Below are 12,011 nucleotides of genomic sequence, written 5' to 3'. Positions count from 1 at the left end.
GGACGTTATAACGCACGCAGGAAGAAATTAACATGACTAAGCTAAAATTTTCTCACGTCAGTACCGGCTTTATCGCTGTTTTCATTGGTTATGCGAGCGCCGCGGCGATTATTTTCCAAGCGGCAATGAGTGCTGGAGCAACCGAAGAACAAGTGGCGTCATGGTTTTGGGCGTTGGGGATTGGCATGGGGATGACCACAATACTGCTCTCGTTTCATTACAAGAAGCCTGTGGTTACAGCGTGGTCGACGCCTGGAGCAGCTTTGTTAATCACATCTCTTGAAGGGCTGACAATGAATCAGGCTGTGGCCGTGTTTTTGTTCAGTTCGATGCTGATCACGTTAGTTGGACTAGCGGGGATATTTGAGAAAGTCCTAAAACAGATCCCAACATCGATTGCCTCTGCGATGCTCGCGGGGATTCTATTGCAATTCGGTTTGGGTTTGTTCACGTCGCTAATGGAAGAAGCTCAAGTCGTAGCGGTCATGCTCGCTGTATTTATTCTGGCGAAAGCGCGGTTAGGAAATTTACTGATCCCAAGCATTTTCATTATCGCACTGGTTATGTGTGTGGGTTTTGGCAAACTCGATGTCAGTCAGGTGACTATGGGATTGACGACCCCAGTGTTCATCACGCCCGATTTTGAGTTCTTTTCATTGTTCAGTGTCGGTATCCCACTGTTTATAGTGACGATGGCTTCACAGAACTTACCGGGATTTGCGGTTCTAAAAGCGAATGGATACCAAGTCGATTCATCGAAGATCATTACCACCACCGGGGTGACAGGTTTGATCTTCGCGCCGTTTGGTGGCTTTGCGTATAACCTTGCAGCGATTACGGGCGCTATTTGTATGGGCCCGAATGCGGATAGTAATCCAAAGACACGTTATATGGCAGGGATCTGTATGGGCGGATTTTACTTGTTAGCTGGCGTGATGGGGATGTCATTTGTGTCGCTGTTTAGCGCTGTGCCCTCCGAGATTGTCATTGCGGTTGCTGGCTTAGCGGTGATGCCGACCTTGATGAATTGTTTAGCTGTTTCGATGGCAGACAACCACTATCGAGAGCCTGCACTGCTTACTTTCTTATTCACTGCTTCTGGCACCAATTTATTGGGGATCGGCAGTGCATTTTGGGGGCTGTGCATCGGGTTGTTTTGTTGCTGGTTACACAATTATAAAGCTAAGTCGCGTGGAGCAAGCAAGGCTTCGCAAACTTCGTCGTAATCAAACGACCCAAGATTATGATCAGGTTCGCTGTGAATTAGAAACACCAGCAAGTCGTTTGAGTAGTAAGCCCAGTCATACTCGTGACTGGGCTTGCTTACAAAGGAATAAAGCTATTTAACTTCGTATCTCAGTAGCACTTCATTATCAAGAACGACATTTGTCGACCAGATAAAGCTTGCGCCAGCACCACTGAATTTTTCGATAAAGTTCATGTACGCTTTTTTATTGTTCACGCCAATATCGTCTTCTGAATATACCGATGCTTGAGGCCAAGATGTTGAATCGAACTCTTGGTTCATCCAGTTGGTTGGTGTTTCCCAATGAGCGGCGTAGGCATCTTGACCTTGGTCAGTTCCTTCCGTGGTGCAGCTTTCAGAAAGACGCTTCCCGTCCACTTCACTCAAACAAGTCAGGTCATAAATCGGTGAGGTATAAAAGGTTTGTGCTTGCCAGTCTTGACCTGTCACGGTTCCGTCACTAAAGCTCGCGACAAAGCCACCATCACCAGCGTGGTATGCCTTTCCGCGGTTATCTTCGCTGCCAAGACCTAGGTTTTCTTCCCAATCAATCACTTTCACTGCAATCGTGTAAGGCTTCTTCACCTTAAATTTGACGATGTTTGAGTTAAACGGTGTGAAAGGCACGGTGTCTACCGCGATTAACTTGCCGTTGATATAAAGTTCGAAATAGTTATCGGCAAAAATATAGCCTGTTATTTCCTCACCGTCTTGATCCACAACAGCGACCGGTACAGAGCTTTGATCTACTTCGGCTAGGCTGCTTGGCGTAGTGTTTGAGCACTCTTCATAAAGATCAAAGGCTTTTGGGCCTATTGAAAAGTTGTTCTTGGCTGGAACCGTCCAAACCTTTCCTTCGGAGTCCGTAATTTCCCCGACGCCCGCCACTCGGCTACGTCCGTTTGCACACTCAAAGAGATTCGATTCAACGGTGGTCGCCACACCTTGAGTTATACTCGCTGAGCCTTGGTAATCACTGATGTTGCTGACCGAAGGCGTATCTGATGATGGTGAGCAGCCTGTTGCGAGCAAAGCAACCGATGAAAGGGCAAGGGCTTGATATTTTGTGATGATCATTGATTGGGTATCCGAGACGGGGTGATTTAAATAAGCGTGGTTCAAAATAAGCCAAGTGCAAGTAAGTTAATTGAAAACAAAGCGATTTCAAACAAATCCGAGCTAAGTAGCCAAGTAAGCCGTGAACTCAAAGCTGATAGCTGGAACGACGAAACTAAGCAAGAGCCAAAGCAATTGTGAGGTGCCACGCTTGTTATCTGATAAGGCATATATTACCCGTACAAATGTAAACAATCGTAAAGCTGAGTAAGCATGGGTAAAACAGCGCTTTTATCGAATGATCACATCAGCTTGCGCGGAGCTTGCAAAAATACTCAGCCCGAAGCGGTTTCAGGTTGTGATTGAGATAGTATTTTGCTACAAAACGCGCATAATCTCGCTATACAACATTTAAAGAAGAATTTACCTATGACTACCTTTCAATACTACTTTCACCAACTGCCTTGCTTCGACTGTAAAAAAACGACAGTAAGTACTGATCTTGGTTGGTTAACGCCTGCGATGAAAGACGATGCTATCGCACAAGTGACAGCGACACTTGCACAAGGCGAGGTTACTCCTGATCTTTCTGCAGACGTGGTTTGCACGAAAGAAGAAGCTCGCGAGTACTTACTGCTTAACTTCTTTGGTTATTCAGAAGAAGAATTAGAAAGCGGAATCGAAGCGGATGATGAAAAAGAAGTGGCAGACGAAATCGCAGAGCTAGTAGAAGAAGGTAAAGACACTATCACCTTCGAACATGAGATTGCTCTTCAGTGCTGTGCAGACTGCGATGTTGAAGACGAGTCAAACTAAGCTTTTGTATTAAGAGTATTAAACTAAGTACTCTTATTAAGGTTCATCATGCAGCTATGATGTTCTAATGATGAAAGGCGTTAGCGAATTGAAGTTCGCTAACGCCTTTTTTGTCTCTCTGTTTCTTATCTTTAAGCGGCATTCAATCTTAAGATGTTGTGCTTTCTATAATGCCTTGTTTGCTCAGTTGCGAAAGGATCTCTGCGGTCTTCTCTCTGAATAAATCTCTCAGTAGACGCACAGTAGGGGTGATGGATTGACGACTTGGACACACTAACCACAGCTCGGTAGGGGTCGGCTTAAACTCAGGCATAACTTTAACCACTTCACCTGAAAGCAGATGAGGTGACATGTCTAAACAAGATTTTATTGCCACTCCTTTACCTGCTATACACCAACGTCTGACAAGGTCTGCGTCGTTCGAGGCGCGATTTCCTTTTAGTTTCACTTTATGATCTTGAGTACCATCGTTAAAGACCCACTCGTCTTGCAACATGTCATGGAGTTGGTAAAGCAACCCATTGTGCTTCGCTAAGTCACTCGGGTGTTTTGGTGTGCCCATTTCAGCCAAGTAGTCAGGAGCCGCACACAATATCCTCGGCACATCGCATATCTTGAAACCATACATGTTCGCATCGGTCGGAGAGCCGTAACGCAGCGCCATATCGACGGAATCTCGGTAGAAGTCGATATTGCTATCGCTGATGCTAGTGCGAAGCGTCGCCTTTGGGTATTCAAGCAAGAACTCATCAAGCCAAGGTGTTATTAGGTTGCGTCCTAGATCCGATGAAAGTGCAATACGAATTTCACCGTCAAGAATACCGAGCTCTTCGCGCATATTGAGCTTTGCTTGATCCAACATCTTTAAGGCTTGTTCGCATTCCGGTAAATAACGCTCGCCAGCTGAAGAGAGCCTTAGGTGGCGCGTGGTTCTTACAAATAACTCCGCACCGAGTGCCGCTTCAACACGTTTTACCGCTGCACTTGCTGTCGCAGTACGCATATCGAGGTTGGTGGCTGCAGCGGTGATACTGCGAAACTCCGCCACTTTCAAAATGACCTGTAAGTCTTCAAGAAGCATGTTATCTACCTGTATTGAATTATGTTCTAAACATGGTGTTGGGATATTTCCCCATCACCATCTGCAAATGGGTTATCTCTACCTATCGCTTCTAAGTTAGCTTCAAACACTTAATTGTCAAAACTAATTTGATAATAATTCAAATGTGAGGCTGTTTTTCATTAGTAATTCTCTCACTATCATTTTCCCATATCGACAACGTAGCGCAGTACACATCGTATGGACGAAGCTTACGATCTAGGGGGATAAGATGACTAAGAAAATCACAATGGGTGTAACGGATTTGTCGTTCCACCGTACGACCGCATCATTGGTTGCCAATGTATTGAAAGCCATGGGTTTTGAGGTAGAGCGTATTTTCTCTCCACATCAGGAGAACTTTGAAAAGCTGAAAGCAGGCCAAGTGGATATGCTTTCTTCTGCGTGGTTGCCATCAAGTCACGGTATCTACAAAGCGGGCGTTGAAGAAGCTGAGCCACTTATCGAGCTTGGGCTTCATTATGAACCTTATGCTTTGTGGGGCGTACCAGACTATGTGCCTGAAGCGGCGGTTTCTGAAGTCTCTGATTTATTAAAAGCTGAAGTGATCGAGAAAATGAACGCGACCATCCAAGGTATCAACCCCGGTGCTGGTATCACACGCTTCTCTATCCAGATGATGAAAGACTATGGCCTGAGCGATGCCGGCTACCAGTTCTTTCCTGGCAGTGAAGACGATTGTTTCAGTGCCTTTGAAAGTGCAGTGGCGAACAAAGAGTGGGTGGTAGTGCCACTGTGGAAACCTCAGTTTTTGCACTATCGTTACGATATTCGTGAGCTCAAAGAGCCAAAAGGCCGACTCGGAATTGTGGACAGAGCAGTGCTTCTTTTGAGAGACGACAAGCAGCATATGTTTAGCGAACAACAGATTCAGAAGTTGGATTCCCTACGCTTCTCGAACGACATCATCGCAGAACTGGATTACAAAGTTTGCCGTGAAGGTAAACCACAAGATCAACTCACACATGAGTGGTTGATTGAGAAAGGGATTATTTAACTTCTAAGCCGTTGGTAATGCAGTGAGATGTCTGCATTACCCAGATAACGGCAATACCATTATCAAAAATTATTTGAGAATTATTCAAATATTAGGCGGTTTATCTAGAGTGAGAATTGACTAAGATTAACTCGTCTAATTCAAGGAGAAAGCACCATGTCAGTACCATCAAAAATGAAAGCGATCGGATTTACTCAATCACTTGCGATTACAGAGCAAGACAGTTTATTTGAGTTTGAAACGAGTCTGCCAGAACTAAAAAATAATGACTTGCTGGTAAAAGTGAGCGCGACTTCTATCAACCCTGCTGACGCAAAAATTCGTATTCGTAATGCTAAAGACAAAACTCTTGAGCAGCCAAAAGTGCTGGGCTATGACGGAGTCGGCGAAGTTGTTGGCAAAGGTGCTGACGTTGAAGGCTTCGAAGTCGGTGACCGTGTGTACTATGCGGGTGACGTAACACGCATGGGTGCTAATGCAGAATACCAAGCTGTGGACTCCCGTATTACCGCTAAAGCGCCTAAGAGCCTTTCTGATGAGGCTGCAGCTGTTATGCCACTAGCAACACTGACCGCTTGGGAAGCGTTGTTTGATCGTCTGCGTGTTCGTCCTGAAGAGAAAAAGTCTATCCTGATCATTGGTGGAGCGGGCGGCGTTGGTTCAATTACGATTCAACTGGCTAAACAACTGACCAACCTCAATGTCATCGCTACAGCTTCGAGACCTGAAACGGAGCAGTGGGTAAGAGATATGGGGGCGGATCATGTGGTGAACCACCGCAACCTTGTCGAGTCAGTGCGAGAGCAAGGCATTCAACATGTCGACTACATTTTCAATGTTGCTGATACAAAAGGGCACTGGGATGCGATGGTTGAGTTGATCGCACCGCAAGGCATGATCAGTTCGATTGTTGAATTTGATGGTGGCATTGACTTATCGGCGCTGCAAGGTAAATCAGCAGGCTTTGTTTGGGAACTGATGTTTACACGTTCGTTGTTTAACACCGAAGATATCCAGAAGCAGCAAGACATCCTATTTCAAGCCGCAAATCTGATTGATGCGGGCCGTATTAAAACGACCCTAACCACGACCCTAAATGGCTTTAGTGTGGATACAATTAAAGATGCACACCAACGTATTGAAAGCAGTACCTCGATTGGTAAAACAGCCATCAAATACTAATTTCTGATGCTTTAATCCGCCGTTGTTTTGAATCGTTGACGGTTTAAATAGAAGAAGCCCCTGATATCTTATCGCTAGTCAAAAGGTATCAGGGGCTTTTGTTTTTTGTTTGTTTTCAGTTTAGTCAGTTTAGTCAGCTTCTGGTGACCTGATAGGTAGCGATGTTTTGAAGTGAAGCTGTATTAGGTCTAGCTCAAAAGGTGAGGGCTGTTTGTCCGCAATCAAAAAGCCGATTTGTTTGATGTCTTGCGCCTTAAGTTCCGGCGCATCGCTCAGCAGCCGACCTCTGAACACCGCTTGAAAATCATTGAAGTGGAACACCTTGTTAAGCTGCTCTCCCTTAATGGTATCAAAATCGTGTTTGTATTGAACTCGATTGCCGTCCTTCGATGTTGTGAACCTCAGTTGGTAGGTGCGACCATCACCAACGAAAACTAGCTCTGCGCTATCTATTTCATGGGTAGGTGATTCAATGGAGCGCTTTACAGAACTGAAACCACCATTGTTTTCTAACGATAGCTCGCCCCTAAATCGACTCATATCATCAAGATAAATGAGCTCGCCTGTTGAGATGCCACCCATTACATCGTCGTTGGTCACTGTCCAGTTTTGATACTCACTCGCTTGTGTAAAGTCGATCATGTTTGTCCCTATTGCTTCAGCCTTAAGACTTAACGAATGTAGGCTGAGTAGAAGGAGTAAAGGTGTGGTTAACCTAAGTGGTAACCGCGTTTTACAATTGGTTCCGTTCATCATTTTCTCCACTGCTCCCCATAGGCTTTACGTTGTTTACTCATTAGCGATGGATAGTTTATGGAGAGGGCTCAGTTTCAAGCATAGCTAAACAACGCTTGATGAAGTCTTCATAGTTCGATGTTTTGTCGTATTCGATCTTCAATGAGCCGTGGAACATCAGGGTCACGGTAACGTCTCGGTAGCTCAACCAACAGGTGTAACCATCGTAATCATGCCACGCTACCATCTCGCCCAATTGATATTTGCTATCCAATTGCTTGCCCGAGGAGCGAATGCAATCGAACACTCTGAGAAACTCTAAAATGGTGATTCTGTTGTCCATGTACCACTCCCGCTGCGCAGTCGATGAAAAATGCTAAGTGCTTGTATTCGAATTAACTACGGTTTGGTTATGCATTGCGATCACTGTGGGGAGTCGAGCACTCAATCGCTGTAACTCTTTGGTCAAAGGGCTAAGATAAACATAAAAAAGGCGTTAGTAGACCTGGGTTTACTAACGCTTTTTTCATTTAGTGTCTTTAGCTGGCTCTATGGATCTTCAACTCAAACCGTCAGTTAGAAATCATAGAGCACAGCGGGGTGCCTAGAAATAATGAAACACCGGAGGCTCATGCATTAAGAAGTTTTGATGCGAGATGTTCCAAGCATAAGCGCCTGCTAGAGTGAACACCACATAGTCACCGATATCGACCTGCTCGATATGTTGATTTCGTGCCATAACATCTTTTGGCGTGCAAAGTTGTCCAACTAGTGTGGCGGTAGCATGGCTTATCGGATGTGAAATGGTGGGTTGTTGATTACTTTTTACGATAACAAAAGGGTGATCATGGTTTTGTGCAGCCGGTGTACGGAAATGATGTGTTCCACCACGTGCAATCACGAAGTTCTCACCAAGGTTTTGCTTAATATCCAGTACCTCCATCACGTAATAGCCGCACGGTGCCGAGATATAGCGGCCACATTCAAAACGTAGCTTCCAGTCTTGCATATGTTCTTTAGCAATCAAGAACTCCAACTTGTCGCAGAACTCCATCCAAGGAAAGTGTTGCTGCGGGTTTTGGTAATTGATTCCCATCCCTCCACCAAGGTTGATGATCAGCTCATCGAGTGAGAACGTCTTTTGCCACTCTTTGACGACTTGGAAATAACGTTGCATCAAGGCGAGGTGGCGATCGACTTCAAGTTGATGCGACATCAGGTGGAAGTGGAAACCTTTTAGCTTGATCAAGGGAAAGTCGCGCAGATACATCAAGGCGTTATTGAGTTCACCCTCATCGAGTCCAAATGGAGTGGGTTTTCCACCCATGGCTAACTTGCTAAGTGTGATGTCACCAATGTCTATGTTCATACGCAAGAAGATCGAAGCAGGTCGATTCAACCTCTGAGTTAAAGCACCAATGCGTTGTAACTCAGTGAGGCTTTCGACATGAATCGCATCGACATCGAGTTCAATTGCTTGCTCCAGTTCACTTGGCATTTTCCCCGGCCCACCAAAGATCAGTGGTTTATTGAGTTGTTGCTGGTGGAGGTGTGTAAGCTCTCCGCCTGATGCCGCTTCGAAACCATCAACATAAGGAGCTAAAGTACGTAATATCGGCGCTGAAGGGTTCGCTTTGGCGGCGTAAAATAGATCTACGTTTTTTGGTAATACATGGCGCATCTGCTTGATGTGCTGCTCCAATGCATCGAGGTCATAAAGATAAGCACATAATGGTTGCGTTTGTTGCTTGGCCAATTGCTGTATTTCTTGGTGGATGCTCGCAGGAAGTTGAGGTGAATTAAGCATGGTGAACTCCTTTTGAATGAGTAGGCCAAGGCGCGACTACTTGGGTGTACCCAGACTCTTTATCAGCATTTTTCATCAAACGGGTTGTGAAGTTATTTTTGCTAGGGAAATGACCATCGTTGAGCAACGACATAAGTTCGGGTTGCTGACCATTGATCGACTGCCAGCGGACGATAGCGTCTTTTAAAGTTCCCCATAACGTATTTTCAAGTGCTGAGTTCCCCTCAGCGATAAAGAAAATCGCCTCACTGATATTGTTAATGAAGGTGCAATAGCCGATACGGTTCCAACCTTGCTCACGGCTGTAGTAAACCGATTGACGAGCACGTTCTGAAAGTTGCTGAAGTGTTTCTGACGGCCAAAACTCGCGTAGTAGCTTGGTACCTTCTAAGTCTCGAATCCATACACAGCACGGCATGCCTTTTTCAAACCCAATCAACGTATTTTGTAAGTGCGGTTCAAACGCAACCCCATGTTTGAAGTAGTAGTTAAAGACGCCCGGAATCAAACAATGCAGATAGCGCTCAAACCACAGCGTGGCGACACTTTGATATTGGGATTGTGTTGTTTGCGCTTTTTGTTTGAGTTGAGTGGCGATGCAACTGTTCCCGTCTGTGTCGTAAGCAAAGAGCGCACCCGCTAACGTTGGCTGCAAAATATCGGTTTCGCTTAAAGTGAAATTCTCTCGATATAAAATACCAAATGACTCTCGAGCCTTTATAACATCCGCATGCTCTTGTTCAGCCACAGATTCTAGATTCAATGTGGTGGCGTAAGGCTCTGTCATTACCTTGAATACAGGGTTACGTAACTGTTCGCTTTCTTTAATTGGGTGCAAAATCGAGGTTAATTGAACGGCACTATCGAGCTCATACCATGCGTTCTTACGTACACAGTTGGTTAAACGTACATTGATAGAGAACTTAGCAAACCAATCCATATCTGGGTGATACAGAGTGCGCACGGATGAGGTGGGTAAGAGTTTTTCTCCACCTAATCCCAGTGGGATGATTTTGCCTTGTTCAATGGCCATTTTGACCACTGGGTTTTGCAAAAGTGTGTAACTTTCCCAAGGGTGGCAAGGGTAAAGCATGGTAGTTGCTGAACTGTCCTCGTCAGGTGCAAGTTGTTCAAGCATGGTAGTTGGTGAGGTTCGGTTATCTGAACTCAAGACGTCGAGCAACGCAGAATCCACCTTAAACCAATACAGCGGAACTTTCGCTCCAACCTCAGGGGAACACGCTAGCAGATCATCGATACTGACACCTGACCGACTCTTTGGCGTTGGGTGAAAAGTATGTCCCCAAAGTAACGATTGCTCTGATGCGATAAACGCATTGTGATGCTGCGGTGAGCCGTCTGAGTTTAGGAACTGCTCGGTGATCAACAAACTATTTTCCATTTGCTCGATCAATTCGTGATTGAATGGAATCGTCAGCACTTGTTTTAGATAACTGAGTAGAAGCGTCAGGGTTTGCGTTGCGTCCAGTTTACACCAAGCTGTGCCGGGCATTTTGACCCAAGGTGTATCGTAGAGCTTCACTTTTCCCAGTTTGCTGGTGTATTCAACAGGTAAAACCATCAAGCCATTTTTCTGAGGCTGACTTTGGTGAGGTAGGTGAATGGCCACGCGCTGGTGAGCGTTGTAGTTTCTTTTCAAAGTTTGAGGCAGAGAGGCTGAACTGTAGCGCCAATCAACCTGCTCATTGGGTATCGCGTATTCACGTAAGTAACAGTTCACCACGCCCATGATGGTATTGAGTTGGGCTTTTTCTCGGTTTAGCAGTACTTTTTTACGATTTTGAAGAACTTGGTCTTCAGCGGAATATTCACTTGGAGATAATTGATTCTGTAACATGTTGATGTCCAAATTTTGAATGGATGATCAGCGCGATAGCAGCAATGCCACTGACCAACATAGAAAGTATGAAAGGAACCTCAAGCCAGCCCAGGCTTAATATGAAAGACGCGCTCAACCCAGCCGCAACGCCACCCCATTTAGACATAGCGTCAAAGCGCGAAAATATTTTGCCGCTTTGTCGTCGATCAATTTGGTTTGCTAACGCTTGATGCAAGCCGTGATAACAGCAAACCATGCCAAGTCCGAAAACGATGCGAGCAATAATCAACACTTCTTGATAAGGAGTGAGATGCATTGCGGCACTGAGTGAAAGCAAACCAAAGCCCAGCCATAAAGTACGCTGCGCTTGATTGCGTTCAAGCTGGTGGCGGTCAACCCATTCAGAGAACAGATGAACTTTCCCTGCAAAGAGCAGATAAACACCATGTGGGAGGGCATACAAAAAACCAACCCACGCTTGATTCGTCACGCCATATTGCTGCACATAAGGCGAGAAATAGGGGAACGTGACGACCATGGTGAAAGCAAAACTGAATTGCGCGCCAAACACCCAATAAAGAGTATTTAACGAATTGGCTTGGCTGCATTGAGCTTTATTCGATACCTGTTCTTTTACAATCCCCTTAGATTTCGCTAAGTCATCGATGGGTAATGTTAAGGTGATCAATAGCGCGAATAGCGGCAAAGCGGACAACCACAGATACGCGTTCAGCGGGTTTGTTTCTGATAAGCTCCAGCCAAGCCCTATCGGAGCAATAATTAGCGCCAGACGGGCAGAAAGCTGAGTTTTATTAAGTGACTTACCGAGTGTTTTCGCATCGTTAATTTGGCTGGATAAGTAGCTGTTTGAGGCGGCCATGGTGCCACCAAAGGTTCCTTGAACGATGAGACCAAACACAAACATTGAGAGATTATCGGCTAAGCCGCACAGCGCGAAGCCTGCTGCAAGCCCGAGTTGAGCACGTAATAGAGAGTGACGTCTGCCATATTTATCAGCAAACTGCCCCCAAAAGCGTGCCGCAACGGCCGTGCAAAAGGTGGGTAAAATGAACAGTACCCCCGCCCAGTCCGAAGTAATGTTTGCATCCAGTGTTGGCAATACCATTGGCAAAAACAACGGCATTCCCAAGGCTGCAAACGCGGCGATAAAGTGGCTTAAAAGCACGCAATAGATGAGTTTGGTCATAATGG

At 45.5% G+C, this 12,011-nt stretch carries 11 protein-coding genes; 4 read left to right on the top strand and 7 right to left on the bottom strand.

Going from position 1 to position 12,011, the window contains the following annotated elements; all coding sequences use genetic code 11:
- The first annotated feature begins 32 nt into the window (after positions 1 to 32).
- Positions 33 to 1,226, top strand: a complete 1,194-nt coding sequence (locus tag AB4484_RS18340; RefSeq protein WP_372079679.1) for a benzoate/H(+) symporter BenE family transporter — start codon at positions 33 to 35, stop codon at positions 1,224 to 1,226.
- 113 nt (positions 1,227 to 1,339) lie between these two features.
- Here the strand turns inward: AB4484_RS18340 and AB4484_RS18335 are convergent, their stop codons facing one another.
- Positions 1,340 to 2,323, bottom strand: coding sequence for a hypothetical protein (locus AB4484_RS18335; protein WP_372079676.1), 984 nt, complete (start codon positions 2,321 to 2,323; stop codon positions 1,340 to 1,342).
- Between the two features lie 408 nt (positions 2,324 to 2,731).
- On the opposite strand from AB4484_RS18335, the gene AB4484_RS18330 reads away from it, so the two are divergent.
- Positions 2,732 to 3,118 (top strand): hypothetical protein, encoded by a 387-nt coding sequence (locus AB4484_RS18330; RefSeq protein WP_048606034.1) that lies wholly within the window; start codon positions 2,732 to 2,734, stop codon positions 3,116 to 3,118.
- A gap of 148 nt (positions 3,119 to 3,266) precedes the next feature.
- On the opposite strand, the gene AB4484_RS18325 is transcribed toward AB4484_RS18330, so the two are convergent.
- Positions 3,267 to 4,199, bottom strand: coding sequence for a LysR family transcriptional regulator (locus tag AB4484_RS18325; RefSeq protein WP_050644311.1), 933 nt, complete (start codon positions 4,197 to 4,199; stop codon positions 3,267 to 3,269).
- Between the two features lie 268 nt (positions 4,200 to 4,467).
- Here AB4484_RS18325 and AB4484_RS18320 point away from each other — a divergent pair, with 268 nt between their 5' ends.
- Positions 4,468 to 5,235, top strand: coding sequence for a glycine betaine ABC transporter substrate-binding protein (locus AB4484_RS18320; RefSeq protein ID WP_372079710.1), 768 nt, complete (start codon positions 4,468 to 4,470; stop codon positions 5,233 to 5,235).
- A 156-nt stretch (positions 5,236 to 5,391) separates the two neighbouring features.
- Positions 5,392 to 6,417 carry a zinc-binding alcohol dehydrogenase family protein gene (locus AB4484_RS18315; RefSeq protein ID WP_372079673.1) on the top strand — a complete coding sequence of 342 codons (1,026 nt, stop codon included), beginning with the start codon at positions 5,392 to 5,394 and terminating at the stop codon, positions 6,415 to 6,417.
- 129 nt (positions 6,418 to 6,546) lie between these two features.
- On the opposite strand, the gene AB4484_RS18310 is transcribed toward AB4484_RS18315, so the two are convergent.
- The 5 genes from AB4484_RS18310 to AB4484_RS18290 all read right to left on the bottom strand — a co-directional run bounded on the left by AB4484_RS18310 (position 6,547) and on the right by AB4484_RS18290 (position 12,006).
- The gene (locus AB4484_RS18310; RefSeq protein WP_372079670.1) at positions 6,547 to 7,182 is read right to left on the bottom strand and encodes a CIA30 family protein; all 636 of its coding nucleotides are present in this window, start codon (positions 7,180 to 7,182) and stop codon (positions 6,547 to 6,549) included.
- Between the two features lie 46 nt (positions 7,183 to 7,228).
- The gene (locus AB4484_RS18305) at positions 7,229 to 7,495 is read right to left on the bottom strand and encodes a DUF3081 domain-containing protein (RefSeq protein WP_017077457.1); all 267 of its coding nucleotides are present in this window, start codon (positions 7,493 to 7,495) and stop codon (positions 7,229 to 7,231) included.
- Positions 7,496 to 7,756: 261 nt separating this feature from the next.
- Positions 7,757 to 8,959 carry a type III PLP-dependent enzyme gene (locus AB4484_RS18300; RefSeq protein ID WP_048606046.1) on the bottom strand — a complete coding sequence of 401 codons (1,203 nt, stop codon included), beginning with the start codon at positions 8,957 to 8,959 and terminating at the stop codon, positions 7,757 to 7,759.
- Entirely contained in the window at positions 8,952 to 10,817 is a 1,866-nt protein-coding gene (locus AB4484_RS18295) for an IucA/IucC family siderophore biosynthesis protein (protein ID WP_372079668.1), read from the bottom strand. The genes AB4484_RS18300 and AB4484_RS18295 overlap by 8 nt, the downstream gene beginning before the upstream one ends.
- The gene (locus AB4484_RS18290) at positions 10,789 to 12,006 is read right to left on the bottom strand and encodes an MFS transporter (RefSeq protein WP_372079665.1); all 1,218 of its coding nucleotides are present in this window, start codon (positions 12,004 to 12,006) and stop codon (positions 10,789 to 10,791) included. Before AB4484_RS18290 ends, AB4484_RS18295 begins: the two co-directional genes overlap by 29 nt.
- Positions 12,007 to 12,011 lie beyond the last annotated feature (5 nt).

Origin of the sequence: Vibrio sp. 10N.261.46.A3 (genome assembly GCF_041472995.1) — a bacterium.
GTDB lineage: Bacteria > Pseudomonadota > Gammaproteobacteria > Enterobacterales > Vibrionaceae > Vibrio > Vibrio coralliirubri.
The sequence above is the reverse complement of the archived record's forward strand: the minus strand, read 5'-3'. Positions and strand labels throughout refer to the sequence as shown.